General features: G+C 65.8%; 25 protein-coding genes. 4 read left to right on the forward strand and 21 right to left on the reverse strand.

From position 1 onward, the window contains the following. Positions 1–36: 36 nt before the first annotated feature. Entirely contained in the window at positions 37–1,011 is a 975-nt protein-coding gene (locus tag AWC12_RS00325; protein ID WP_085171579.1) for an NADPH:quinone oxidoreductase family protein, read from the reverse strand. A gap of 116 nt (positions 1,012–1,127) precedes the next feature. On the opposite strand from AWC12_RS00325, the gene AWC12_RS00330 reads away from it, so the two are divergent. After that, a complete protein-coding gene (locus tag AWC12_RS00330; RefSeq protein WP_085171581.1) occupies positions 1,128–2,192 on the forward strand; it encodes an alpha/beta fold hydrolase in 1,065 nt (354 codons plus the stop codon). Here the strand turns inward: AWC12_RS00330 and AWC12_RS00335 are convergent. Beyond that, a complete protein-coding gene (locus AWC12_RS00335; RefSeq protein WP_085171735.1) occupies positions 2,168–3,511 on the reverse strand; it encodes a flavin monoamine oxidase family protein in 1,344 nt (447 codons plus the stop codon). The two genes, AWC12_RS00330 and AWC12_RS00335, sit on opposite strands and share 25 nt — an antisense overlap. Positions 3,512–3,601: 90 nt before the next feature. Here AWC12_RS00335 and AWC12_RS00340 point away from each other — a divergent pair, with 90 nt between their 5' ends. Together AWC12_RS00340 and AWC12_RS00345 are read left to right on the forward strand one after the other, a co-directional pair. Further along, on the forward strand, positions 3,602–4,579 hold the full coding sequence (locus AWC12_RS00340) for a TIGR03617 family F420-dependent LLM class oxidoreductase (protein ID WP_085171737.1): 978 nt from the start codon (positions 3,602–3,604) through the stop codon (positions 4,577–4,579). 40 nt (positions 4,580–4,619) lie between these two features. Further along, complete coding sequence (locus tag AWC12_RS00345) at positions 4,620–6,170, forward strand: flavin-containing monooxygenase (protein ID WP_085171583.1); 1,551 nt, start codon at positions 4,620–4,622, stop codon at positions 6,168–6,170. Between the two features lie 2 nt (positions 6,171–6,172). On the opposite strand, the gene AWC12_RS00350 is transcribed toward AWC12_RS00345, so the two are convergent. Both AWC12_RS00350 and AWC12_RS00355 read right to left on the reverse strand, forming a co-directional pair. Next, positions 6,173–7,288, reverse strand: coding sequence for an Rv3169 family protein (locus AWC12_RS00350; protein WP_085171585.1), 1,116 nt, complete (start codon positions 7,286–7,288; stop codon positions 6,173–6,175). Beyond that, positions 7,288–8,424, reverse strand: a complete 1,137-nt coding sequence (locus AWC12_RS00355; RefSeq protein ID WP_085171587.1) for a phosphotransferase family protein — start codon at positions 8,422–8,424, stop codon at positions 7,288–7,290. Before AWC12_RS00355 ends, AWC12_RS00350 begins: the two co-directional genes overlap by 1 nt. Before the next feature lie 66 nt (positions 8,425–8,490). On the opposite strand from AWC12_RS00355, the gene AWC12_RS00360 reads away from it, so the two are divergent. Then, positions 8,491–9,093 carry a TetR/AcrR family transcriptional regulator gene (locus AWC12_RS00360; RefSeq protein ID WP_024444736.1) on the forward strand — a complete coding sequence of 201 codons (603 nt, stop codon included), beginning with the start codon at positions 8,491–8,493 and terminating at the stop codon, positions 9,091–9,093. A gap of 168 nt (positions 9,094–9,261) precedes the next feature. Here the strand turns inward: AWC12_RS00360 and AWC12_RS00365 are convergent, their stop codons facing one another. The 17 genes from AWC12_RS00365 to AWC12_RS00445 form a co-directional block, all read right to left on the reverse strand. Then, positions 9,262–10,047, reverse strand: a complete 786-nt coding sequence (locus AWC12_RS00365; protein WP_085171589.1) for an enoyl-CoA hydratase — start codon at positions 10,045–10,047, stop codon at positions 9,262–9,264. A gap of 12 nt (positions 10,048–10,059) precedes the next feature. Next, positions 10,060–11,631 (reverse strand): NADH-quinone oxidoreductase subunit NuoN, encoded by a 1,572-nt coding sequence (gene nuoN / locus AWC12_RS00370; RefSeq protein ID WP_085171590.1) that lies wholly within the window; start codon positions 11,629–11,631, stop codon positions 10,060–10,062. Continuing rightward, complete coding sequence (locus AWC12_RS00375; protein WP_036464020.1) at positions 11,628–13,208, reverse strand: NADH-quinone oxidoreductase subunit M; 1,581 nt, start codon at positions 13,206–13,208, stop codon at positions 11,628–11,630. Before AWC12_RS00375 ends, nuoN begins: the two co-directional genes overlap by 4 nt. Next, the gene (gene nuoL, locus AWC12_RS00380) at positions 13,202–15,082 is read right to left on the reverse strand and encodes an NADH-quinone oxidoreductase subunit L (RefSeq protein ID WP_085171592.1); all 1,881 of its coding nucleotides are present in this window, start codon (positions 15,080–15,082) and stop codon (positions 13,202–13,204) included. The genes AWC12_RS00375 and nuoL overlap by 7 nt, the downstream gene beginning before the upstream one ends. A gap of 4 nt (positions 15,083–15,086) precedes the next feature. After that, positions 15,087–15,386, reverse strand: a complete 300-nt coding sequence (nuoK, locus tag AWC12_RS00385; protein WP_024444731.1) for an NADH-quinone oxidoreductase subunit NuoK — start codon at positions 15,384–15,386, stop codon at positions 15,087–15,089. Then, positions 15,383–16,117 carry an NADH-quinone oxidoreductase subunit J gene (locus AWC12_RS00390; RefSeq protein ID WP_024444730.1) on the reverse strand — a complete coding sequence of 245 codons (735 nt, stop codon included), beginning with the start codon at positions 16,115–16,117 and terminating at the stop codon, positions 15,383–15,385. The genes nuoK and AWC12_RS00390 overlap by 4 nt, the downstream gene beginning before the upstream one ends. Further along, positions 16,114–16,761, reverse strand: a complete 648-nt coding sequence (gene nuoI, locus AWC12_RS00395; protein ID WP_085171594.1) for an NADH-quinone oxidoreductase subunit NuoI — start codon at positions 16,759–16,761, stop codon at positions 16,114–16,116. The genes AWC12_RS00390 and nuoI overlap by 4 nt, the downstream gene beginning before the upstream one ends. After that, a complete protein-coding gene (gene nuoH, locus AWC12_RS00400; RefSeq protein ID WP_024444728.1) occupies positions 16,754–17,986 on the reverse strand; it encodes an NADH-quinone oxidoreductase subunit NuoH in 1,233 nt (410 codons plus the stop codon). Before nuoH ends, nuoI begins: the two co-directional genes overlap by 8 nt. Beyond that, on the reverse strand, positions 17,983–20,367 hold the full coding sequence (locus AWC12_RS00405; protein ID WP_085171596.1) for an NADH-quinone oxidoreductase subunit G: 2,385 nt from the start codon (positions 20,365–20,367) through the stop codon (positions 17,983–17,985). The genes nuoH and AWC12_RS00405 overlap by 4 nt, the downstream gene beginning before the upstream one ends. Further along, positions 20,364–21,680, reverse strand: a complete 1,317-nt coding sequence (gene nuoF, locus AWC12_RS00410) for an NADH-quinone oxidoreductase subunit NuoF (protein ID WP_024444726.1) — start codon at positions 21,678–21,680, stop codon at positions 20,364–20,366. The genes AWC12_RS00405 and nuoF overlap by 4 nt, the downstream gene beginning before the upstream one ends. Then, positions 21,677–22,537: an NADH-quinone oxidoreductase subunit NuoE gene (nuoE, locus tag AWC12_RS00415; protein ID WP_085171739.1), complete on the reverse strand. Its 861-nt coding sequence runs from the start codon at positions 22,535–22,537 to the stop codon at positions 21,677–21,679. The genes nuoF and nuoE overlap by 4 nt, the downstream gene beginning before the upstream one ends. 28 nt (positions 22,538–22,565) lie before the next feature. Continuing rightward, complete coding sequence (gene nuoD, locus AWC12_RS00420; RefSeq protein WP_207576352.1) at positions 22,566–23,918, reverse strand: NADH dehydrogenase (quinone) subunit D; 1,353 nt, start codon at positions 23,916–23,918, stop codon at positions 22,566–22,568. Then, positions 23,918–24,610: an NADH-quinone oxidoreductase subunit C gene (locus AWC12_RS00425; RefSeq protein ID WP_085171598.1), complete on the reverse strand. Its 693-nt coding sequence runs from the start codon at positions 24,608–24,610 to the stop codon at positions 23,918–23,920. Before AWC12_RS00425 ends, nuoD begins: the two co-directional genes overlap by 1 nt. Then, a complete protein-coding gene (locus tag AWC12_RS00430; RefSeq protein WP_024444722.1) occupies positions 24,607–25,161 on the reverse strand; it encodes a NuoB/complex I 20 kDa subunit family protein in 555 nt (184 codons plus the stop codon). The genes AWC12_RS00425 and AWC12_RS00430 overlap by 4 nt, the downstream gene beginning before the upstream one ends. Beyond that, positions 25,152–25,526 (reverse strand): NADH-quinone oxidoreductase subunit A, encoded by a 375-nt coding sequence (locus AWC12_RS00435; protein ID WP_024444721.1) that lies wholly within the window; start codon positions 25,524–25,526, stop codon positions 25,152–25,154. The genes AWC12_RS00430 and AWC12_RS00435 overlap by 10 nt, the downstream gene beginning before the upstream one ends. Before the next feature lie 166 nt (positions 25,527–25,692). Next, positions 25,693–26,112: an Rv3143 family two-component system response regulator gene (locus tag AWC12_RS00440; protein ID WP_024444720.1), complete on the reverse strand. Its 420-nt coding sequence runs from the start codon at positions 26,110–26,112 to the stop codon at positions 25,693–25,695. Between the two features lie 69 nt (positions 26,113–26,181). Then, positions 26,182–26,556 carry a nuclear transport factor 2 family protein gene (locus AWC12_RS00445; RefSeq protein WP_085171600.1) on the reverse strand — a complete coding sequence of 125 codons (375 nt, stop codon included), beginning with the start codon at positions 26,554–26,556 and terminating at the stop codon, positions 26,182–26,184. Positions 26,557–26,582 lie beyond the last annotated feature (26 nt).

A 26,582-nucleotide genomic window follows, 5' to 3' on the forward strand; every position in this document is an offset into this window, starting at 1 on the left:
CGGCGACTTCGCCACCAACATTCCGGCAATCATCGCTCACCGAACCGCGACGACGACCTTGCCCAACGCTGAGCGGTCCTCCAGTGATGCGATCGCCTCGCCGGCGCGCTCGAGGGGATACACCACCGGTACGGGCGCAGGCACCGCGCCCGAAGCCAGCAACGGCTCCAGCGCGGCCCACTGCTCCTGCAGGTAGCCGGGATGTGTCAGGGTCCACGCACCCCAGCCGACACCCACCACATCGACGTTGTTGAGCAGCAGCCGGTTCACCTTGACTGTCGGGATGTCACCGCCGGTGAAGCCGACCACGAGTAGTCGGCCGCCCGGCGCGAGGGAGCGCAATGAATCGGTAACCCGGTCGCCGCCGACGGGGTCGAGCACGATGTCCACGCCGCGCCCGCCGGTGAGCTCTTTGACCGCGTCCTTGAATCCGTCGGCGAGAACCACGTCCGAGGCCCCGGCCGCGCGCGCCACCTCGGCTTTCTCCGCGGTGCTGACCACGGCGATGGTGCGTGCTGCGCCCAGCGCGGGTGCGATTCGCAGGGTAGACGTGCCGATGCCGCCGGCCGCGCCGTGCACGAGCACCGTCTCACCCTCGGCCAACCTGCCGCGGGTACCCAACGCGAACTGCACCGTCAGGTCGTTGAACAGCACCCCGGCGCCCGCCTCGAAAGACACCGAGTCCGGCAACGTGAACACCCGTTCGGGTTGCAGCGCAACGACTTCGGCCATCGCACCGCACAGCATCGTCAGCCCGATCACCCGGTCGCCCTCGCGGACGTGCGCTCCGTCCGGAGCGCTGCGCACCACCCCGGCCACCTCTGCGCCCGGCGTGTACGGCATCGCGGGCTTGTACTGGTAGAGCCCGCGAGACTGCAGGGCGTCGGGGAACGCGACCCCGGCCGCGTGCACCTCGACGACCACCGTGCCGTCGTCAGCTGCGGGTTCGTCGATCTCGACGAGCTTCGCCGCCTGGGGTCCGTCGAGTTCGGCTATCTGTATCGCACGCAATGTCGGCCTCCTGTGTCGTCGCAGACCATTTAACCCACCCCTTGTCTGCGGCCCGCCGGTGGTGCCTGCCGGGTACAGTCACGACCCGGCAATGTGGCCGAACGGGAGGAGCGCACATGGCATCAGTCAGGAGCAGCCGACTTCGGAACAGGGCATTCGCCCCTGCCGAAGCCCTGTCTCAGGGTCGCGTGATCGACGTGCGTTCCAAGGACGGCGTGCGGATCCACACCGAGGTGTTCGGTCCCGAGGATGGTTACCCGATTGTCCTGGCGCACGGCATCACATGCGCCATCCGCGTGTGGGCTTACCAGATCGCCGAACTGGCAAGGGATTACCGGGTGATCGCTTTCGATCACCGCGGACACGGCCGCAGCGGAGTGCCGCCGCGACGGGGCGGTTACAGCCTGGACTACCTGGCCGCCGACCTCGACGCTGTGCTGGAGGCGACACTGGCGCCGGGGGAGCGGGCGGTGATCGCAGGACATTCGATGGGCGGAATTGCGATCTCGTCCTGGTCCGAGCGTCTGCCCGACCGCGTCGCCCAGCGTGCAGACGCCGTCGCTCTGATCAACACGACCACCGGTGATCTGCTGCGCAACGTGAACCTGCTCCCGGTGCCCGCGCGATTCGCGGACGCCAGGGTGCGCGCCGCCGGCGGGGTGTTACGTACGTTCGGGGGCGCGCCTCTGCTGCGCGCCGCCGACCGGCCCAGCCGCCGTTTCGTCTCGACGGTCGCCGTGGGTCGCGACGCCGACCCTGCGGTTGCCGACTTCGTCTTCGAGCTGTTCAACGGCACTCCGGCGGCCGGGCGCGGCGGCTGGGCGCGAGTTCTCATCGACCACCTCGGCCCGCGCCACATCGTGCTCGACAACCTGTCGGTACCCACGCTGGTGATCGGCAGCGCCAAAGACCGCCTGCTGCCGATGGTGTCGTCGCGCCGGATTGCGGCCACGGCGCCGAACCTGGCCCGCTTCGTCGAGCTGGCCGGTGGGCACTGCGCGATCCTGGAGCGTCCCGCCGAGGTCAACGAGCACCTGCGGTGGCTGGTCGAGTCGGTCGCGGGGGATCGAGCCAGGGCGAGCGAAGCGACGGGGAATCGAGCCGGGGCGAGCGAAGCGACGGGAGTTCAAGCCGGGGCGAGCGAAGCGACGGGGGATCAAGCGCGCCGGGCCAGTTCCTGATGCGCCTCGTCGGCCGCCCGCAGCCCGGAGCGCACCGCGCCGTCGAGAAAGCCGGTCCAGCGATCCGCGGTTTCGGTGCCCGCCCAGAAGATGTTGTCGACGGGGGCGCGTAGCCACCGGCCGTGCGCGGTCCACGATCCGGGCGGCACTGCCGCCGTCGGCCCTCCCGGGGCGAACGACTCTGCGCCCCAACGATGATCGACGTAGTCCAGCGGCCGCGACGCGGCATCGCCGAACAGCGCGGAGAAGCCGGCGAGCGCGACCTCGCGGCGCTGCTCGTCCGGTAACGGGTCGAACGTCCGGGCGTCGGTGAAGCCGAGCAGAACCCCGGGCCCGGCATCGCTTGGGCTGACGTCAAAGGTGATGAACACCGGTCCTTCGTCGGAAAGCGCCTCGCCGGAGAAGCCTTCGGCGCGCCAGAATGGCGTCGAGTACGCGGCGTACGCCTTGCTCAGGTGGCCCTGCGGCCAGTTGCGGCTCAGCCGGTCGTACTCAGCAGGAAGGGCCGGATCGAACTCGATGGCGGCGCGATGTTCGGGCGCCACCGCGACGACGACGGCGGCCGCGGCGTGTCGCCCGCCATCGGTGGTGACGGTCAGGGACCGATCGGCGTGCCGGGCGATACCACGGACGCGGGTATTCAGAACGACGCGCTCGCCCAACTCGGCCGCCATCAGCTGGGCGATCTGCTGGGTGCCCGCCAGAAACCGGTTCTGCTGCGCGCCGCCCTCGACGTCGAGCATACGGTTCAAGCCACCCGCGGCCGCCACGTAGCGCACGGCGTGCAGCATCGAGACGGCGTCGGGCTCGGCGCCCCAGGTCACCCGCGCCATGATCGCCATCAGGTCCCTCGTGGACGCGCCCGCGTGCACCGACCGCAACCACTCGTCGAGGGAGACCGCATCGAGTTGCGCGGCGATCGGCGATTTCCACGGCTGGTCCACCGGGACCTTGCTGCGGATGCGGTCGAATCGCCACTGGATTCGCGAGACGTCGAGAAGTTCGAGGATCGACAGCCGCGGGATCGTGCTGCGATACGAGCGCACCTTGCCGCGCCAGCGGATCAGGTTCTTGCCGCGCCCGTAGGTCGGCATGGTGTCGACGCCCAGTTCGGCCGCAAGGGCGAGCACGGCGTCCTGCGTCGGTCCCACGAACGTCGCACCGAGGTCGACGGCCACTCCGCCCACGAATCCGGTGTGCGACCTGCCCCCGACACGATCCCGGCCTTCCAGAACGGTCACGTCGTGTCCGCGGCGGGTGAGTTCGCGGGCCGCAGACAGTCCTGCGAACCCCGCTCCCACGACAACGACATCGGCCATCGCCCCATCCTCGCGGATCGGGCGCGCTGACGGACGCATAGTGTCGTTTTGCGCGCCGGATTCGCACTAGGCTCCCTCGTTGTGCAGGTGATGACAGCGCTGTTCGGGCCCACTGACGCGATCGATCGGGCGCGCGCGCTGCGCGACGCGGGCGCCAGCGGGGTTTTCACCTTCGAAGGTCCGCACGACGTGTTCACCCCGTTGACCCTGGCGTCCACCGTCGGCGGGTTGGACCTGATGACAAACGTCGCGATCGCGTTCCCCCGCAACCCCATTCACCTCGCGCACCAGGCCGTCGACCATCAGATCCTGACCGGCGGCCGATTCACGCTCGGGCTGGGAACGCAGGTGCGCGCCCAGATCGAGAAGCGTTACGGCACCGACTTCGACAAGCCGGTGGCCAGGATGCGGGAACTCGTCGGCGCGCTGCGGGCCATCTTCGACACGTGGACCACCGGCGAGCGGCTGAACTTTCGCGGGGAGTACTACCGGCACACCCTGATGACGCCGACGTTCGTTCCGCGCGCGGAGTTCACTCCCCCGCCCATCTACGTGGGTGCGCTCGGACCTTTACTGACTCGGCTGACAGCCGAGGTCGCCGATGGACTGCTGGTGATGCCGTTCGGATCGAAAAAGTTCCTCAACGAGGTCACGATGCCCAATGTCGACAAGGGCCTCGCCTCGGCGGGGCGCAGCCGCGCCGATCTCGCGGTCGTACCGGAGATCATCGTGTCGGTCGCCGACGAGGATCCCGATCACGCGATGGCGAGGCGACTGCTTGCGTTTTACGGCTCGACTCCCGCCTATCGGCCGGTGCTGGAGGTGCACGGGTGGGGTGAGTTGCAGCCCGAGCTCAACGCGCTGTCCAAGCAGGGGCGGTGGGAGGACATGGGGCGCCTCATCGACGACGACATGTTGCACACCATCGCCGCGTGCGGCACCCCGGCCGACGTGGCCAAGCACATCCGGGACCGGGTGGACGGAGTATCGGATCGCATCTGCCTTTATCAGCCCGGCCCCATCGACGTGAATTCGTTGGCCGAGATCGTCGACGCGCTGGGGGACTGAGTCCTAGGGTGGTACGTGACCGGACCAAAGGAGGTTGCGGGTGCAGAACCACAGTTTTCCCGGGGACGCCGATCGGTACGCCGATGGGGACTTCTCCGACGTTCTGATCATTGGTGCGGGCATCTCCGGAATCGGTGCCGCGTACCGGATCCAGGAACGTAATCCGCAGCTCAAATACACGATTCTCGAGCGCCGCTCACGCATCGGCGGCACATGGGACCTGCACCGCTACCCCGGTATTCGCTCCGACAGCGACATCTTCACGCTGTCGTTCCCCTGGGAGCCGTGGGACCGCCCCGAGAACGTCGCCGACGGCGAGGACATCCGTCAATACCTGATGAACGCTGCGCGCAAGCACGGCATCGATGGCCACATCCGGTTCGACACCAGGGTGATCTCGGCGGATTGGGACTCGACCACCGATACATGGACGGTGCGAACCGAGGTCGATGGAGCGGCACGCACCTACCGGGCGCGATTCCTGTTCTTCGGCACCGGCTACTACGACTACGACCATCCGTACCGTCCGGAGTTCCCGGGCATCGAGAGCTTCGGCGGCGCAGTGGTTCACCCGCAGCACTGGCCCGAAGACCTTGACTACACAGGCAAGAACGTTGCCGTCATCGGCAGTGGTGCCACCGCGATCAGCATGATCCCGGCGCTAGCACAGCGCGCCGGCCACGTCACCATGGTGCAGCGCTCACCGACGTATCTGCTGTCCGGTCAGCGGATCAACCCTGTCGTCAACCTGTTGCGCAAGGTGCCGCCGCGCAAGCTGGGTTACCGACTGGCCTGGTTGTACAACGTCGCCTTCATCGTGCTCGTGTACGCGATCGCCCGAAAGGCGCCGCGCCTGAGCAGGCGCTTGATCCGTGCGGTGGCCAAACACTATCTGCCCGACAACTATCCGGTCGACACGCATTTCAATCCGCGCTACGACCCCTGGGACCAGCGGCTGTGCTTGATCCTGTCGGGCGATTTCTACGAGGCAATCGCGGCGGGACGCGCCGAGGTGGTCACCGACCAGGTCGACCACATCGACGCCGCCGGAGTGGTTCTCAAGTCCGGCAAGCGGATCGACGCCGACGTTCTGGTCACCGCCACGGGTCTGCAGCTGCAGGCGCTCGGCGGCATCGAACTCAGCGTCGACGGGCAGAAGGTCGCGCCGTCGGAGCGGTTCGTCTACAAGGAGCATCTGCTCGAAGACGTCCCGAACCTGGCCTGGTGTGTCGGTTACATCAACGCGTCGTGGACGCTGCGTGCCGACCTGACCGCGCGGGCGGTGGCAAAGTTGTTGGCGTACATGGATTCTCACGGCTACACCCATGCCTACCCGCATCTGGGCCAGACGCCGATGCCGGAGAAGCCGGCGTGGAACATCAACGCCGGTTATGTGCACCGCTCCGGTCACGTGCTGCCCAAGTCCGGTATCCATCGGCCGTGGAATGTACGGCACAATTACGTCCTCGACGCGATCGACCAGCGCTTGGACAAGATCGACGAATCGATGGTGTTCGGCCGTGTGTCACCGGAATTGCATTCCAGTAGCCACATGTCGAGTGAGGATCTGCTGGAACGCAATTCCGGCTGACGTTACGGCGCGACGGTGAGCCAGTCGGCGAAGCCCGAGGGGTCGTGCCGGCCCAGCGCTCCGTGCTCGAAGAGGCCCCACCCTTCGCGCTCGACTCCGTCGGCGTCGCGGCAGACCGCGCGGCCGACATGGTCGATGACGCCGAAGCCCGCCCGACCGATGATGGCCGGGTCGTTCATGTCGTAGGTGAAGCGTTCGGTGAAGTTCTCGCCCTTCCACATGCCGTGGACCCAGTCGGAGTCCCCGCCGTAGCCGCCACCGACGTGAATGGGTACCGGAAGCTTGGATTCGACGTCGAAATGGACTGCGCTGCCGTCGAATGCGGTGGCATCGATTGTCGCACCCGTGGGGATGCGCGTGCCCGACCGGTAGTGAATCTTGATCCGCGGCCAGCCGAGCTGTTCGACGCGGCCGTCCTTCCAGATGCGGGTGCAGTCGTTGAGCGAACGGAAACCGAGGTGGTCCTCCTGGATGATCACCACGATGCCGAAATCGTCGAAGGCCATCGGCACATACAGCCACCACATGCCTTCGAAGGGCGGATCGTCGGGACGGCCGGCGGGCTCGGCCTCACCGATTGGGCGGATGCCCCATGAGCGGTCCCGGGTTCCGATCCACTGGGCCGGGTCAACCGTGATGTCGGAACCGTCGATCGAAAGGTGTCCGCTCCACGTGCCGGCCTGGGCGAAGCGCTGCGCGTCCAACGTCACGCGGTTGCCGCGCCGCATAATGTGGGGCTGCTCCTGCACGACGTCGAACAGCCCCTCCCAGGTGAGATCCGCTGCGATTCCTTCGGTTTCCTCAAGTGTGATGCGCAGCTTGCGTAGTGGTTCGACGACCTCGACGCGGTAGTTGCCGACGTGCTGATTGAGTCGGTCCTGGTCGATGGCATCGGATAGGTGCACTGCGGTCTGCGTGTCGCCGCGCCTCACGAGCAGGAAGGCGTCCTTGACCCCTAGGTTCGGGTAGTAACCGATCCCGGTGATGACGAAGATGTCGCCGGTGCGGTCGTGGGCGTTGTAGTAGGAGCGGTCGTAGAAGTTCCGATCCGAGGATCCGGGCCATGCGATTGGCTGGGGTAGCTGGTGAATCGGGTATTCGTCCATCGGTCCGAGCATCAGGCGGTCTCTCCGATCAGTCGTTTGAGCAATGATGCGTGGTAGAACAGCGACTCGACGTCGTCGGGCTTTTCGATCTCCCCGAAGTGCACGCGGCGCGCCCCGGTGCGCATGAACACGCAACACCAGACCACCGCGGAATACACGTAGAACCACCCGAGATCCCCGAGCTCCACACCGGTCAGGTGCTTGTAGGTGGCGCGGACATCGTCCTCACGCAGGAAGTCGGGCATGCCGGGTAACCCTGCCAGCTTCGACAGTTCTTGAAAAACCATATGCGCAAAGCTGATCCACGCGACGTCGAATTCGCGAGACCCAACTGTCGCCATCTCCCAGTCGAGGACGGCCACGGGTGTGAAGTCCTGGTAAATGACATTGCCGATACGCGAATCGCCCCACACCAGAACAGGTTCGGTAGACGCGACGTCATCGGGGAAACGCTCCTCAAGCCAGGCCAGGGCCCGCTCGACCAGTGGGGAACTGCCGATGTCGGGCACGCTGAACGCATACCATTCCTTGAGCCACCCGAAGTGGCGGTGCAGTGCCGTCTCTCCAGGTGGATCGACGTCTTGAAGAAATCCGAAGACCTGCTGCGCGTTCGGGATTGAATGGAGCTTCGCCAGCACCTCGACGGTGCGGTCCTGAAGCTGCCGCTGCCGCTCGGGTGCCGCGTCGAAGAGCCAGTTGCCTCCGAACGTGTAGGGCATCACGTCGGGCGGCACGACGCCGTCGACGCGGTCCATCAGAAAGAACGGCCGGCCCAGCACATCGCCCGTGCTCTCCAGCCAGCGCACCGACGGAACCGCCACGTCCGTCAATTCACCGACAAGTCTCATCACCTCGTGCTGATGGTCGAGGCGGTAGTGTTTGAAGACGGGGATGTCCGCTTCGGCGGGCGCGACCCGTGCCACCCAGTTGTGCTCGACGGGGTTGCCGGCTTGCAGCCAGCGCCCGCGCAACAGAATCGTTTCGGAGGACATGCCGTTGGCATCGACGCCACTTTCCACGGTGATCTCGGGCGTGGTGTTCGGCAGCACGGTCGAGAGCCACTGTGACAGTGCGGCCGGAACGTCGGACATGTCGCGGCTGGAGCGCTGGAGTCGGTCCACGTTGTCGACGGCTGGTTCGCTGGGCACAGAAATAGTCCTTCCCGCCGCTCTGCGGTCGTCGCACGGCACTAATACGATACCGTGGGTAGCGATATGAAAACAGGCCCGTCTTCGCCAGGCAAGACCTCAGGCGCCGGACGCCCGAGAGATCCACGCATCGACGCTGCCATATTGCAGGCCACGGCGGATCTACTTGTGGAAATCGGGTATTCGAACGTCACGATGGCCGCCGTCGCTGAGCGGGCCGGCACCACGAAGACCGCCCTGTACCGCCGATGGTCGAGCAAGGCCGAACTTGTGCACGAGGCCGCCTTCCCGGTGACACCGACAGCGATTCAGGCGCCCCCCGGCGATATCGCCGCCGATCTGCGCGGAATGATCGAGGCGGCCCGCGACGTGTTCCTCAGCCCGGTGGTGCGGGCCGCGCTCCCGGGACTGATCGCGGACATGTCGGCCGATCCTGAGCTCAGGGGCCGCGTCGGTGCGCGGTTCACCGATCTGTTCACCCTGGTGCGGGCCCGACTGCATGACGCCGTCGAACGCGGTGAGGTCCGCGACTCTGTCGACCCGGATCGGCTCGTCGACCTCATCGGCGGTGCGACTCTGCTGGCGTTGCTGCAGACACCCGACGATCTCGCGCGGACGTCCTGGGTCGACAACACCACGGACATCCTGTTGCACGGGGTGGTGACGTAGCCGCTGTGGACGCGGGATTTGCACCGCGAGCGCGCGTGTCTGCCCGCCGACACACCGTGCTGCACTGACTTTTTCTGCACGCTCGCGGGCGACGAGCGCGCGTTGGATGTCGCGGATTGCGGCGCGTCGGCGGGCAGACACGCGCGCTCGCGGTGCCGACGTCCGGCATCAGGTGCGGTCGATCTGGCTCTTGTTGCGTCGCGTCACCGCGTCGAACCGGTGGCCGAGGCCCTGGAGGCCTTGCGAATCTCCGTGCTGGGCGAACGCGATCGTCTCCTCGGCCCTGAGGGCGGGCGTGATGATCGCGGCAGCGCCGGTCGTGTAGATCTCCTTCAGGCCCCGCATCGTCGGTCGCGGCACCTCGGCGATCTGCGCGGCCAGTTCCACCGCCCGCGGCAGGAGCCGATCGTGTGCCACCACCTCGGTGACAAGGCCGATCCGCTCGGCGCGCACGGCGTCGACCACCTCGCCGGTCATCGACAAGCGCCGCGCCATCGCGGCACCGACGAGCTGCGGAAGCCTGGCCGTCATTCCGCCGCCCGGCAGAATGCCCACCCGGGCGTGCGTGTCGGCGAACACCGCACGTTCGGACGCGACCAGGAAGTCACACCCCAGCGCCATCTCCAGGCCGCCGGTGAACGTGGCGCCGTTGATCGCACCGACAACCGGTGTCCGCATCGCCGCGACGGCCGCGATGCAACTCTGCGAGCGGAACTCCTCGAAATACGAGAGGCCATCGCGGGCAGCCTCTTTGAGGTCCACGCCCGCACAGAAGGCCGGATCGCTCCCGGTGAGTACGACGGCCCGCACGGACTCGTCGTCGTCGGCGTTCGTCAACGCCGCATACGTCGCAACGATGAGGCCGCGGCTGAGCGCATTCCTGGCGGCCGGCCGGTTCAGCGTGATCACCCGCACGCCGTTGTCGTCGGACGTCAGCACGAGATCTTCGGGCATCGCAGCCGCCTATCAGAAAAAGCGGTCAGCGGAGTTCGCCAGGTCCAGCAGCGGCTGCGGCAGCGCACCGAGGGCGAACGTGACCGCTGCGGTGACGGCGACCACTGCGGTCGTCAGTGCGCTCGGAACCACCACGCTAGGGGCGTCGTCGGGACGGTCGGTGAAGAACATCAGCACGATCACACGCACGTAGAAGTACGCCGCGATCGCGCTCGCGATCACGCCGACCACGACGAGCGGGATCGCGCCGCCCTCACCGGCGGCCTTGAACACCGCGAACTTGCTGACAAAGCCGCTCGTCAGCGGAATGCCCGCGAACGCGAGGAGGAACAGCGAAAAAACAATGCCAACAAGCGGATAACGTTTACCCAGGCCGGCCCAGCGGGCCATCGCGGTGTCCTCCTCACCGTCAGCGTCGCGCACCAGGCTCACAATTGCGAACGCTCCGACCGTCGAGAAGCCGTACGCGAACAGATAGAACAGCGTCGACGACAACCCCGCCTCGTTGCCCGCGATCACCCCGGTCAAGATGAAGCCGCTATGAGCGACCGCTGAATACCCCAGCATCCGTTTGACGTCATTCTGGGTGACCGCGGTGACGGTGCCGACCACCATCGTCAGAATCGCGACTGCCCACAGCACCGGCCGCCAGTCGTCACGCAGCCCGGGAAGGGCGACGTAGAAGATGCGCAGCATCGCGCCGAAGGCCGCGATCTTGGTGGCTGCGGCCATGAATGCGGTAATCGGGGTCGGTGCGCCCTGATACACGTCGGGAATCCACGAATGGAAGGGCACCGCGCCGACTTTGAACAGCACGCCGACGAGTAGCAAGGCGATGCCGATCAGCGCCAGGGACAGATTGCCGGTTCCCGCCGCAACCGCCTCGGCGATACCCGGCAGCTTCAGCGTGCCTGCATAGCCGTACAGCATCGCGGCGCCGTAGAGGAAGAACGCCGACGAGAATGCGCCCAGCAGGAAGTATTTGAGCGCCGACTCCTGCGAAAGCAGACGCCGGCGCCGCGCCAGCCCGCACAGCAGATACAGCGGCAGCGACAGAACCTCCAGCGCGATGAACATCGTCAACAGGTCGTTGGCCACCGGGAATATCAACATGCCGCCCACGGCGAACATGGTCAGCGGGAACACCTCGGTCTGAATGACACCGGCCTTCGATGCGAGCTTCTCGGCGACACTTCCCGCGACTGCCGAAGCCTGCGGGGTGAAAGCGTCCAGCCCGCGTTCGTTCTCGGCACCGTCCTCGACGGCGATCTGACGTTCACCGATCAGAAGGATGCCAAGTACGCCGATCACGAGAATCGTGCCCTGCAGGAACAGCGCGGGCATGTCGATGGCGAGCGCACCCATGACCGCGGCGTATCCGGGACCGCCGTGCAGGTCCGTGGCAACGAGCACGACGGCCCCGAACGCGGCGACCAAAGCCACCAGGCACAGCCCCACCTGAGCGCCATAGCGTCGACGGCGCGGCAGAAACGCCTCGACGAGCACACCGAGCACCGCGGCGCCCAGCACGATCAGCATCGGGGAGATGAGGCCGTATTCGACTGTGGGGGTTGGGAGATTCATCGCGCAGGGCCTTCCGCCATCCGGGGTGCCGGGTCGGTCTGCTGGATCGTCGTCAGGGTGTGGGTGACTGCGGGGTTGATGACGTCGAGTGCGGGCTTCGGGTACACCCCGAGGACGAGCAGCAGGGCGATCAACGGTGCCACGACCGCGAGTTCCCGCGGGACGAGGTCACGGATCTTGTGCTCACCCTCGGCCAGCGCGGCGGGTACCGGACCCGTCATCATCCGCTGGTACATCCAGAGGATGTAGATCGCGGAGAGCACCAGCGCGCTGGCGGCCAGCACCGCGAACACCGGGTATCTGGTGAAGGTGCCGATGAGTACCAGGAACTCGCTGATGAACGGCGCCAGCCCGGGCAGTGACAGCGTCGCCAGACCCGCGACCAGGAACGTGCCGGCCAGCACGGGAGCCACCTTCTGCACGCCGCCGAAGGCAGAGATGAGCCGGGATCCGCGCTGCGACACCAGGAATCCGGCAATCAAGAACAGCGCCGCAGTCGAGATGCCGTGATTGACCATGTACAGCGTGGAGCCGGATTGCCCCTGTGTGGTCATCACGAAGATGCCGAGAATGATGAAGCCGAAGTGCGAAATGGACGTGTAGGCGATCAACCGCATCACGTCGGTCTGGCCGATCGCCACGACGGCGCCGTAAACGATCCCGATGACAGCGAGCGTGATGATCGTCGGGCTGAACCACGCCGCCGACTCGGGGAACAGCGGCAGGCAGTACCGGATCATGCCGAATGTGCCGACCTTGTCCATGATGGCCATCATCAACACCGCGCTTGCGGGAGTCGCCTCCACCGCCGAGTCGGGTAGCCAGCGATGAAACGGCCACAGCGGCGCTTTCACCGCGAACGCGAACATGAAGCCGCCGAACAGCAGATGCATCACCGCCGGGTTGACGACGAACTCGCCGCCGGCGACGGCCGCGACGATTGCGCGGAAGTCGAACGTGCCGGCCTCGAACGCATCGCTGTTGGCCGTCGCAACGTACAGGCCGACCACCGCTGCGAGCATGATCAGCCCGCCAAACAGGTTGTACAGCAGGAATTTCACTGCCGCCTTGCTGCGATTGGCGCCGCCGAAGCCTCCGATGAGGAAGTACATCGGGATGAGCATCGCCTCGAAGAACACGTAGAACAGCAAGATGTCGAGCGACACCAGCGAGATCAGGACCATGCCCTCGACGGCGAGCGTCAGCGCGAAATAGACGTGCACCGACCTGCCGCCCCAGCTGAGCTCGTCGCGGGCGTCGTTCCAGCCGGCGACGATGAGCAGCGGCAAGAGCACCGCGGTCAGCACGATCAGCGCCAAAGCGATGCCATCGACCCCGAGGATGTAACCGGTGCCGAAAGACGGTATCCAGCGGTAATTCTCGACGAACTGATATTGCTCACCGGCCGGGTCGAAGCTGACGGCGATGACGACGGTCACCGCGAGCACGGCCAGCGACACCGTCAGCGCCACCCACTTGGCCAGGTTGCGCGCCGTCGCGGGCAGCAGCATCACGACAGCGGCGCCCAGCATCGGGACGGCCCACAAGATGGTCAGCACGGGAAACGACGTCACCACAGGTTCACCGCCAGGATCATCGCAACGACGGCGACAGTGCCCGCCAGCATGGACAGCGCATAGGAACGCGCGAAGCCGGTCTGCAACTGCCGCAACCTCTCCGAGACCCGGGAGACCCCCGCAGCCAGGCCGCCGGCCACACCGTCCACCGCCTCGTCGTCGATCTCCACCAGGCCCCGGGTGAAGCTGAGACCGGGACGCATCAGCACCCTCTCGTTGAACGCGTCGCCGTAGAGGTCGCGGCGCGCGGCGACCGTCAGCGCCGATCCTTCAGGCACCTCTTCGGGGACCGCGCGGGTCCCATACATCCGGTAGGCGATCACGATGCCCACGGCGACGACTCCCAGCACGATGGCAGTGACCGCCCACACCGGCAGCACGTGGTGGATCTCGTGTGCGCCGACCACCGGCTCCAGCCAGTGTTCGAGCGTGCCGCCGATCGCCAGCGCGCCGCCTGCTGTCACCGAACCGACCGCGAGCAGGATCATCGGCCACGTCATCACCGCGGGCGCTTCGTGGGGATGAACCGATGCAGCCCAACGTTTTTCGCCGAAGAACGTCATCAGCATCACCCGCGTCATGTAGAACGCGGTGATACCGGCGCCGAGAATGGTTGCCGCGCCCAGGATGACGCCCTTCGCGCCGCCCGCACCGAGTGCGACCTCGATGATGCCGTCTTTGGAGAAGAACCCCGCCAGGGGCGGGATACCGATGATCGCAAGATATCCGAGCCCGAACGTCACGAACGTGATCGGGAGGGCTTTGCGCAGCCCGCCGTACCGGCGCATGTTCACTTCGTCGTTCATTGCGTGCATCACCGAGCCCGCACCGAGGAACAAGCCGGCCTTGAAGAAGCCGTGAGTGAGAAGGTGCATGATCGCGAACGCGTAGCCGGCCGGGCCCAGACCCGCGGCCAGCACCATGTACCCGATCTGGCTCATGGTGGACGCGGCCAACGCCTTCTTGATGTCGTCCTTGGCGCAACCGATCACCGCACCGAAGAGCAGTGTGACCGCGCCGACGACCACCACGGCCGTCTGAGCATGGGGCGCGAGGTCGAAGACGGGACCCGACCGCACGATCAGATACACCCCGGCAGTGACCATCGTGGCCGCATGGATGAGCGCCGACACCGGCGTCGGGCCCTCCATCGCATCACCGAGCCACGACTGCAGCGGCACCTGCGCGGACTTACCGCAGGCGGCCAGCAGCAGCGTCAGCCCGATCGCGGTCAGTGTGCTCTCGCCCAGTTGCGGTGCGGCCTCGAACACTTCGCTGAACGACACGGCGCCGATCACGGCGAACATCACCATCAGCGCGACGGCCAAGCCGATATCACCGACCCGGTTGACGACGAACGCCTTCTTGGCAGCGGTGGCCGCCGACGGCTTGTGCGACCAGAATCCGATCAGCAGATACGACGCCAGACCGACGCCTTCCCAGCCCATGTACAGCCCGAGGTAGTTATCGGCGAGCACCAGCAAGAGCATGGCCGCCAGGAACAGGTTGAGATAGGCGAAAAACCTTCTGCGGCCTGCGTCCTCCTTCATGTACCCGATCGAGTAGATGTGGATCAGCGAGCCGACACCGGTGATCAGAAGCACGAAGCAGATCGACAGCTGATCGAGTTGCAGGCCGAAGTCCACCCGCAGATCGCCGACGGGCACCCAAGTGAACAGCCTCTCGTGGATGGCCCTGGATTCGGAGTCGCGACCGAGCATGTCGGCGAACAGCGCAGCGGCGCAGACGAACGACGCCAGCGAGGCGGCGGTGCCGAGCAGATGGCCCCAGCGGTCGGTCCGCCTGCCGCACAGCAGCAGAACGGCCGCGCTCGCCAGGGGGAGCGCGATGAGCAGCCACACAGGAAGAGTCATCGGGTCAGTTCTTCAGCAGACTGGCTGCGTCCACACTGGCCGACCGGCGGGTGCGGAAGATGGTCATGATGATGGCCAGCCCGATCACGACCTCGCACGCGGCAACCACCATCGTGAAGAAGGCGACCACCTGGCCGTCGAGGTGACCGTGGATGCGGGAGAACGCGACGAACGCCAGATTCCCGGCGTTGAGCATCAGCTCGACACACATGAACATGACGATGGCGTTGCGGCGCAGAAGCACACCGGCCGCACCGATCGTGAACAGCAGCGCCGACAGATAGAGGTAGTTGTCCGGGTTCACGGGCGCTCCTCACCTTGTCCATGCTCTTCGCGTGAGCGATCATCGGGCACCGGACGCACCTGCAAGATCGCGCTCACCGAAAGTTCGGAGCCGGAGCCATCCGGGAGCCGAGCCGGGACGTCGACTGCGTTGTGTCGTGCGTAGACACCGGGATTGGGCAGCGTGGTTGGATGCCCGCCGGGGGCGAAGCGCTCGATGGCGAGCTCACGCTGAGTCTTGCGGCGCTCGAAGCGCTCCCGGTGCGCGAGCACCATGGCTCCGAGCGCGGCGGTGATCAGAAGCGCCCCCGTCAGCTCGAACGCCCAGAGATACTGCGTGAAAATGAGGGCGGCCAGACCCTCGACGTTTCCCGCCTGATTCGCCTGTTCGAGCCCAACGAACCCGGCCACCGATACGTTGCCGATCCCGGCGACGAGCAGGATTCCGAAGCCGATTCCGACCGTGATTGCCGCGACTCGTTGTCCGCGAATGGTTTCCACGAGTGATTCCGAGGAGTCGACGCCGATGAGCATCAGCACGAACAAGAACAGCATCATCACTGCGCCCGTATACACGACGATCTGCACCACCCCGAGGAACGGCGCATCCTGGGCGATGTACAGCACGGCCAACGCAATCATGGTGGTGGCCAGCGAAATTGCCGAGTACACCGCCTTCGGGGCGGCGACGACACCGAGCGCTCCGACCACCGACACCAGGGCCAGCACCCAGAACAAGATCGTCTCCGTCACTTGACGCCCCCGGGCCCTGCGTCCGCAACTGCTTCTTCGCTCCTCGCGTCCGCTTCTGCTGTTTTGCTCCTCGCGTCCGCTTCTGCTGTTTTGCTCCTCGCGTCCGCTTCTGCTGTTTTGCTCCTCGCGTCCGCTATGGCGCCGAGGACGTTGCCGCGGTAGTAGTCCTCGTCGGTGGTGCCGGGCTGCATCGCGTGCGGGGGAGCCTCCATACCCGGCTGGAGCGGCGCCAGCAGTTTGTCCTTGCCGTAGATCAGATCGGCGCGATTGTCGTCAGCCATCTCGTAGTCGTTGGTCATCGTCAACGCGCGGGTCGGGCACGCCTCGATGCACAGACCGCACCCGATGCAGCGCAAGTAGTTGATCTGATAGACCCGCCCGTAGCGCTCACCCGGCGAGAACCGTTCGGCCTCGGTGTTGTCGGCGCCCTCGACGAAGATCGCGTCCGCCGGGCAGGCCCAGGCGCACAGCTCGCATCCGATGCACTTCTCCAGGCCGTCGGCGTATCGGTTCAGCTGGTGGCGGCCGTGGTATCGCTTGGCGACGGGCCCCGGTTTCTCGGGGTACTCCTCGGTCACCGGCTTCTTGAACATCGAGCCGAACGTGACGCCGAAACCGGCGAGGGCATCGAGGAACTTAGGCATCAGCGTGCTCCTTCACCGGTAGCGGCGGCACCGGGAAGGCGCCGTCGTCCGCAGACGGGACGGGGGGGACCGGTGCGGTCCGAGTGTTCTTGGCGCGCCACCGTCTCCATCCGATCACGGCGCCCAGGATGACGACGACGATCGCAAGCCCGATCAGCGCGGTGGCCCACGCCTGGTAGCCCTGGTTCTGCAGGGTGTGCGTGGTCGCGACGATCGCGATCCAACCCAGCGAGACGGGAATCAGGATCTTCCAGCCCAGCGCCATGAACTGGTCGTAACGCATCCGAGGCAGCGTGGCGCGCAGCCACATGAAGAAGAACAGGAAGAGCCAGACTTTGGCGGTGAACCACAGCAGCGGCCACCACCCGGTGTTCGCGCCATCCCAGATGCTGAGCGGCCACGGTGCGTGCCAGCCGCCGAGGAACAACGTGGTGGCCAGTGCCGACACCGTTGTCATGTTCACGTACTCGGCGAGCATGAACATCGCGAACTTCAGCGACGAGTACTCGGTGTGGAAGCCGCCGACGAGTTCGCCTTCGGCTTCGGGCAGATCGAAAGGCGCCCGGTTGGTTTCGCCAACCATCGAGGTCAGGTAGACCAGGAACGACGGAAGCAGCAGAAAGATGTACCAGGTGTTCTCTTGCGCGGCGACGATACCCGAGGTCGACATCGTGCCCGAGTAGATGAACACCGCCGCGAACGACAGTGCCATCGCGATCTCATACGACACCACCTGGGCCGACGATCGCAGCCCGCCCAGCAGCGGATACACCGAGCCCGAAGCCCAACCGGCCAGCACGATGCCGTACACGCCGATGGAGGTGACCGCCAGGATGTAGAGCACTGCGACGGGAAGGTCGGTCAGTTGCAGCGCCGTGCGGTGTCCGAAGATCGACACCTCGCCACCCAGCGGGATCACCGCGAATGCCATGAACGCGGGGATCACTGAAATCACCGGGGCGGCAAGGTAGATCCACTTGTCCACGCCCGCTGGAATCAGGCCTTCCTTGAGCGCGAGCTTGACTCCGTCGGCCAGCGACTGCAGCAGCCCGCGTGGGCCAACCCGGTTGGGGCCGAATCGCAACTGCATCCGGCCCAGGATCTTTCGTTCGAGGAGGATCGCCGCCAGCACGGTGAGCACCAGGAAGCCGAAGATGCCGACGGACTTGGCGAGGATCAGCCACCACGGGTCGTGGCCGAACAGCGTCGGATCGGGATACGTCATTGGCCTGCCCGTCCGATCGAAACGACGGCCCCCGACGACACGCCGAGCGTCTCATGCACATGGCTGCCGGGGGAGTTCAGCGGCAACCACACCACCCGGTCGTCCATGTCGGTCACCTCCAGCGGCAGCGTGATCGCGCCGCGGTCGGTGCTGACCGCGACCAATTCACCTGCAGCCACTCCGATCTCGGCCGCAGTGGATTGCGACAGGCGCACGACGGGCGTGCGCGCGGTGCCGGCCAGGTAAGGTTCGCCATCTTGGAGCCGCCCCGCGTCGAGCAGCATGCGCCACCCGGTGAGCACGGCCTGACCGGCCGTCGCCACCGCCGGCGGAGACTCGGCTTTGGCAAGCTCGGCACGTGCCCCCGACCACATCCCTAGGCGGGACCGTTCCGCGGCAGCGGCGGCAGCCGTCGGAATGCCCAGATCCACACCGATCTCGTCGGCCAGGAAGTTCAGCACCCGAAGGTCGGTGACGGCGTTGGTCTGAAGCGCAGGCTCGAACGGACGGGCACGGCCCTCCCAGTTGAGGAACGACCCCGCCTTCTCGACTACGGGGGCGACCGGGAACACGACGTCGGCGCGCTCTGTGACTGCGCTGCGCCGCAGTTCCAGGCTCACCACAAACGGGGTGGTGTCGATCGCGGCCAACGCGGCGGCGGGGTCGGGCAGGTCGGCGACCTCCACACCACCGATCAGCAGTGCGGCCAGTTCGCCCTCCAGAGCCGCTTGCAGAATTTCTGCGGTGTCCCTGCCTTGAGCCCGGGGAAGTTCGTCGACATGCCATGCGGCAGCGGTCTGTTCCCGTGCCACGGCATCGTCGGCGGGACGTCCCCCCGGCAGCAGGTTCGGCAGCGCGCCCGCTTCGAGCGCACCTCGGTCGCCCGCGCGGCGAGGTATCCACGCGATCCGCGCTCCGGTCGCTGCGGCCAGACGGACAGCCGCCGACATCGCCCCGGGGGACATGGCCAGCCGCTCGCCGACAAGGATCAGCGCTCCGGGCATGCCCAAAAGTTCGTTGTCCGCCAAGGCGTCGAGCGCGGCCGCCTCCATGGCCGGCGCCGACCTGATGAGCGTGCCGGACAGCTTACCGAGACTGCGGGTGGCGAACGGTGCCACCGACAAGACCTGAACCCCGTGCTTGCGGACCGCCTTGCGCAGCCGCAGGAAGACGATCGGCGACTCTTCCTCTGGTTCCAAGCCGGCCAGCAGGACCGCCGGCGCCTTCTCCACGTCGGAGTAGGTGACCGTCATCGGCTTTCCCGCGATGTGCGCAGCGAGGAACGCGGCCTCCTCGGCACTGTGCGGCCGCGATCGAAAATCGATGTCATTGGTTTTCAACACGATCCGAGCAAACTTCGAGTATGCGTAGGCCTCTTCAAAGGTCGAACGACCGCCGATGAGCACGCCGGCGCGGCCCTCCGCTGCCATCAAACCGGTGCTAGCGACGGCGAGGGCCTCCGACCACGAAGCAGGGCGCAGTTCGCCGTCGTCGCGTACCAGCGGTGTCGTGATTCGGTCACCGACCGTCGCATAGGTGAACGCCCACCGGCCTTTGTCGCAGTTCCACTCCTCGTTGACCTCGGGGTCATCACCGGCCAGGCGGCGCAACACCTTTCCGCGCCGGTGATCGGTGCGCTGTGCGCATCCGGACGCGCAGTGCTCGCAGACGCTGGGGCTGGACACCAGGTCGAAGGGCCGCGCACGGAAGCGGTAGGCGGTGCCGGTGAGGGCTCCGACCGGGCAGATCTGCACGGTGTTGCCGGAGAAATAGGACTGGAACGGTTCACCGGGTGCGATGCCGACCTGTTGGCGCGCCCCGCGTTCCAGCAGGTCGATGAAGCGGTCGCCTGCGATCTGGTCGGAGAAACGCGTGCACCGGGCGCACAGGACGCAGCGTTCGCGGTCGAGCAGTACCTGTGAGGAGATATTGATCGGTTTCGGAAAGGTGCGTTTGACATCCTCGAAGCGGGTTTCGCTGCGCCCGTTCGACATTGCCTGGTTCTGCAGTGGGCACTCGCCGCCCTTGTCACAGACCGGGCAGTCCAGCGGATGGTTGATCAGCAGGAGTTCCATCACGCCGTGCTGGGCCTTGTCGGCCGCCTCGGAGGTGTGCTGCGTGCGCACGACCATGTCCGGCGTGACCGTGGTGGTACACGACGCCAGCGGTTTGCGCTGACCTTCGACCTCGACCAGACACTGCCTGCATGCCCCAACCGGATCGAGCAGCGGATGGTCGCAGAAACGTGGAATCTGCACGCCCATCAACTCGGCAGCACGAATCACCAAGGTGCCCTTGGGCACCGTGATCTGGTGGTCGTCAATCGTGAGCGTCACCATCTCGACCGGTGGCGCGTCACGGCTGCTTTCAGCGAGGGTCATGCACCCACCCCTTCCGGTGCGGCCAGCATCGATGCGTACGGGTCGAACGGGCAGCCACCAGCGAGGTGGGCCTCGTACTCGCTGCGGAAATACTTGACGGACGAGATAATTGGGCTCGCGGCGCCGTCTCCCAAAGCGCAGAAGGACTTTCCGAAGATGTTGTCGGCGATGTCGAGCAACTTGTCGATATCGGCTTCGGTGCCGGCCCCGGTCTCGAGCCGCTCGTAGATCTGGGCCAACCAGTACGTACCTTCTCGACACGGCGTGCACTTGCCGCACGACTCATGGGCGTAGAACTCCGTCCAGCGGCGGACCGCCCGCACGACGCACGTCGTTTCGTCGAAAATCTGCAGCGCCTTGGTGCCGAGCATCGAGCCGGCCTTGGCCATTCCCTCGTAGTCCAGTGGTACGTCGAGGTGTTCGGCAGTCAATAGCGGTGTGGACGATCCGCCCGGAGTCCAGAACTTCAGCTCATGACCTCCGCGCACCCCGCCCGCGTACTCGAGCAGTTCACGCAGCGTGATCCCCAGCGGCGCCTCGTATTGACCGGGTGTCGTGACGTGACCCGACAGCGAGTACAACGTGAAGCCGGGAGATTTCTCCGACCCCATCGAACGGAACCAGTCGACACCGTTGAGCAGGATCGGCGGCACGCTGGCGATCGATTCGACGTTGTTGACCACCGTCGGGCAGGCATACAGGCCCGCGACGGCGGGGAAGGGCGGGCGCAGGCGCGGTTGACCGCGCCTGCCTTCCAGCGAATCCAACAGTGCGGTCTCCTCACCGCAGATGTAGGCGCCCGCACCGGCGTGCACGATGAGTTCCAGGTCGAACCCGGAGCCATGAATGTCGGACCCCAGATGTCCTGCTTCGTACGCCTCGGCGACTGCAGCCTGCAACCGTCGCAACACCGGGACGACCTCGCCGCGAAGATAGATGAACGCGTGGTGCGCCCGGATCGCGTAGGCCGCGATGATGGCCCCTTCGACCAGAAAGTGCGGCGTCGTCAACATCAGCGGAATGTCTTTACAGGTACCGGGTTCCGATTCGTCGGCGTTGATCACCAGGTAGTGCGGCTTGGCCGCCGCACCTTCATCTCCCTGGGGGATGAACGACCACTTCGTGCCGGTCGGGAACCCCGCCCCACCGCGTCCGCGCAGACCGGAATCTTTGACGGTGGCGATCACGTCGTCGGGATCCATCGCGAGCGCCCGCTCCAGGGCCTGGTATCCGCCGTGGCGCCGATATGTGTTCAGCGACCACGGCTGCGGATCGTCCCAAAACCGGCTCAGAACAGGCGTCAGTGGAGTCATTGCGCGGCCCTCGGGTCGGTCTCCGGAGTCGACGGCCGGGCCGGAACGGTGGCCTCCGGTGCCGGGGCTGGCTCGTCTGCGACGGACTCGGCGGCCTCGGCCTGTTCGCTTGCGCCTCCCGGTGCGGAATCCGACGGCACACCGGCCTCGGGCGCCGACATGTCGTGCTCGTGTGCGTACCGCAGTCCAGCCAGCGTGGCTTCGCCGATCGGTCCAGGGTCGGGTGCATCGGAACTCGGCAGGCCGGCAAGCGTTCTCGCGGTTTCCCGGAACGTGCACAGCGCGCCGCTGCGTGACGGCACCGGCCGTTCACCGGCCCGGAGCGCATCGACCAGATCGCGGACCGACGACGGCGTCTGGTTGTCGAAGAAGTCCCAGTTGACCATGACGACCGGGGCGTAGTCGCACGCGGCGTTGCACTCAACATGCTCCAGGGTGATTGTGCCGTCGGCGGTGGTCTGGCCCGGCGCGATGTCCAGATGGCTCTCAAGGCTTTCCAGGATCGCGTCGCCGCCCATGATCGCGCACAGTGTGTTGGTGCACACGCCGACAAGATAATCCCCGGTCGGGGTGCGCCGGTACATGGAGTAGAAGGTGGCCACTGCCGTGACTTCAGCGTCGGTCAAACTCAATTGTTTTGCGCAGAAGCTGATCCCGGCAGGTGTGAGGCAGCCGTCCTCGGCCTGCACGAGGTGAAGCAGCGGCAACAGCGCCGATCTGGACTGCGGATAGCGCGCGATTATCGTCGCCGCATCGGCCGCCAAGCGTTCGGCGACGTCGGCCGGGTAGTTGGCGCGGCCGTGGATCGGCGGACCGGGTTCGTCGGGTCGCTGCCCGAGATCGAGGAATACCGTCATGACCGTCTGTTCTTCGCGCAAGCGCTCATCACCTGTCCACCCCGCCCATCACCGGATCGATCGACGCCACTGCAGTGATCGCGTCGGCCACCATGCCGCCTTCGCACATCGCCGCCACAGCTTGCAGATTCGTGAACGACGGGTCGCGGTAGTGCACGCGGTAGGGCCGCGTTCCTCCGTCGGAGACCATGTGGACGCCCAGTTCGCCGCGCGGTGACTCAACCGCTACGTACACCTGGCCTGCCGGCACCCGAATGCCCTCGGTCACCAACTTGAAGTGGTGGATAAGGCCCTCCATCGAGTGACCCATGATCTTGGCAATGTGCTCGGGCGAGTTGCCGAGGCCGTCGGGACCGACCTTGAGGTCGGCGGGCCACGCCAGCTTCTTGTCGGTGATCATCACCGGTTCACCCGTTGAGCGCTCCAGTCGCTCTACGCACTGTTCGACGATCTTGATGGATTCGCGCATCTCCTTGACGCGAATGAGGTAGCGCCCGTAGGAGTCGCACTGATCGTCGGTGATGACGTCGAAATCGTAGGTCTCGTAACCGCAATAGGGCTGTGCCTTTCGAAGATCGTGCGGCAGCCCGGTCGAACGCAGCACCGGTCCGGTGATGCCGAGCGCCATGCAGCCCGTTAGATCGAGGTAGCCGATACCCTTCGTCCGGGCCTTCCAGATGTAGTTCTCGTTGAGCAGATTCTCCATGTCGCGCAGTCGCGTCGGGAGCAGCTTGAGTAGATCGCGAACCTGGGGGAGACCTTCGTCCGGCAGATCGGCGGCCACACCTCCCGGGCGGATATAGGCGTTGTTCATTCTCAACCCGGTGATGGTCTCGAACACCGACAGGATCAGCTCGCGCTCGCGGAATCCGAGGAACATCGCCGTCATCGCGCCGAGTTCCATGCCGCCGGTGGCAAGGGCCACCAGGTGACTGGAAATCCGGTTGAGCTCCATCATCATCACGCGGATCGTCGATGCACGCTCCGGGATCTCGTCGGTGACACCGAGCAGCTTCTCCACCCCGAGGCAGTACACCGTCTCGTTGAAAAACGGTGACAGGTAATCCATTCGGGTGACGAACGTGACACCCTGCGTCCAGGTGCGGAACTCCAGGTTCTTCTCGATGCCTGTGTGCAGGTAGCCGATTCCGCAGCGCGCCTCGACAATCGTCTCGCCTTCGATCTCAAGGATGAGCCGGAGTACGCCGTGCGTCGACGGATGCTGCGGACCCATGTTGACGACGATGCGCTCACCGGCGTGCTCGGCGGCGTCCCCGGCACGCGACGAGGAAGTCGCGGCCTGCCTTGCGGCAGTGACCACTTCGTCCCAGTCCTGGCCCCCGACGACGACGAAACGCTCGGGCCGTTGCGAGGTGGTCATCAGTTGTACGCCCTCCGCTGATCGGGCGGCGGTATCTCGGCTCCGTGGTACTCGACCGGAATACCGCCCAGCGGGTAGTCCTTCCGCTGCGGGTGACCCACCCAGTCGTCAGGCATCTCGATGCGGGTCAGCGACGGATGACCGTCGAAGATGATGCCGAAGAAGTCGTAGGTCTCCCGCTCGTGCCAGTCGGTGGTCGGATAGACCCGGAACAGCGACGGGATATGCGGATCGGCGTCCGGCGCGGCCACTTCCACCCGGATGCGGCGATTGTGGGTGATCGACATCAACGGATAGGCCGCATGCAGTTCGCGGTCGACATCGTCGGGATAGTGCACGCCGCTGACACCCAGGCACAGTTCGAATCTCAGCGCAGGATCGTCGCGCAGCGTTTGCGCGACCTCGACCAGTCGATCGCGATGCACCTCGAGGGTGAGCTCGTCGCGGTAGACCACCACGCGCTCGACGGACTCGGCGAATGTGTCCTCACCCAGGGCGGCGGCGAGCGCGTCGACGACATCGTCGAAGTAGCCGCCGTAGGGGCGAGGTGTGCTTCCCGGCAGTGCCACCGGGCGGATCAGCCGACCGTAACCCGAGGTGTCACCCGAGCCTTTCGCGCCGAACATTCCGCGCCGGACGCCGATCACCTCGGGGGCGTCGTCGTCTGCCTGGTGGCCCGCGTTCGCGCTCACCGCAACAGACCTTTCAGCTCGATCGTCGGGGTCACCGCCATCGCTGCCTGCTCTGCCTCCCTGATGGCCTCCTCGCGATTCACGCCGAGTGGCATCTCCTGAATCTTGTCGTGCAGTTTCAGGATTGCGTGCAACAGCATCTCCGGTCGGGGTGGGCATCCCGGCAGATAGATGTCCACCGGCACCACGTGGTCGACGCCCTGAACCACGGCGTAGTTGTTGAACATTCCGCCCGAAGACGCGCACACACCCATGGCCAGCACCCACTTGGGTTCGGCCATCTGGTCATAGATCTGACGCAGGACCGGTGCCATCTTCTGACTCACTCTGCCCGCCACGATCATCAGATCGGCCTGCCGCGGCGTCGCCGAGAAGCGCTCCATACCGAAGCGGCTGATATCGAAACGTGGGCCCGCGGTGGCCATCATCTCGATCGCACAGCAGGCCAGGCCGAACGTCGCCGGCCACAACGACCCTTTGCGGACATATCCGGCGACCTTTTCGACCGTCGACAGCAGAATGCCGCCGGGCAGCTTCTCTTCTAATCCCATTGCAGGCCTCCCCGGCGCCACACGTAGGTGTAGGCCACGAACACGATGACCATGAAAAGCAGCATCTCGACCAGGGCGAACAGGCCGAGGCTGTCGAACGCCACAGCCCACGGATAAAGAAACACGATCTCGATGTCGAAGACGATGAACAGCATCGCCGTCAGGTAGTACCTGATCGGGAAGCGCTGAGCGGTCCCGGCAACGGCGGGGTCGGAGGCGTCCATCGGCTCAATGCCGCATTCGTAGGCCTCGAGCTTGGCGTGGTTGTAGCGTCTCGGGCCGATCAGCAGGGCGATCCCCACCGACCCGACCGCGAATACAGCAGCGATCGCACCAAGCACCAGGATCGGCGTGTACAGATTCATACTGCGCAGCAGCTCCTCGGGGGCTGTCGATGTGAGCTAGCCCACAGCCTAGCCCGGTTTTGGATGCAAGCCACTCATTTTGGTTAGTATCGCTACTGGCGCCATTCGGCGATACCGCACTGCCTCCAATGGGTAAGCGCAGCAGTAATTTTCGCTAAGCGTGGTGCTAGATCGCGGGGCGAAGGAGCGACACGACCGCGTCGCCCAGCCGGATCGGGTCGATCGGGTGCGGAACTGCCGCCTCAGCCCGCGACCAGCGGGCCAGCCACGCGTCGTCGGGACGTCCGGTCAGAACCAGTATCGGTGGGCAGTCGTCGATCTCGTCCTTGAGTTGCTTGGCGATTCCCATCCCGCCGACCGGGGTGGCCTCACCGTCGAGGATCGCGAGGTCGAAGCCGCCCGCGTCCATCTGCCGGATCACCATGGGACCGGTGGCGACCTCGACGTAGCTCAGCTCTGGCAGTGCGGGATGGATCCGTTTGCCGAGCGCCAGCTGGACCTGCTCCCTGGTCCTCGGATTGTCGCTGTAGACCAGGATCCGCAGAGGTCCCGCCGTTCGCGATGGCTCGGAAGAGGGCACAGCCATGGGCGCGATGGTAGCCGCGCACGGCTGCGGCGGTTTTCGACTTTCGGAAAATGACTGTCGCTGAAAGTGTTACAACAAGGGTCGGATCTCCGCGGGATCGAAATACTCATCAATGCGTGTGATCTGGCCACCCTCGTCCACTTTGATCACGATGCACACGCGCATCGCGATCGCGGCCCCGGTGCGGGCGGTGGCATGGAGAATGTGCTGCTGAACGAAGCCGCCCTCGAAGTGCCGGCGATCCAGGATCTCGTAGCGCCGCTCGCTGGTGGTGGTGATGAACCAGTTGATGATCTTGACCGAGCGACTGTGGTCGTTGTCCCGCGTGTCGCCGCTTTTCCACACCGCGACGTCCGGGCTGAACAGCTGGGCCACCGTATCGATGTCGCTGCCCTCGATGGCGCCGAACAGCCTGTCCGCGACGTCCGCCTGGGTTCCGCGCATAGTGTTGACCTCAACTCAACTTCAGG

It is taken from the genome of Mycolicibacterium iranicum (genome assembly GCF_002101705.1).
In the GTDB taxonomy this organism is placed as follows: Bacteria; Actinomycetota; Actinomycetes; order Mycobacteriales; family Mycobacteriaceae; genus Mycobacterium; species Mycobacterium iranicum.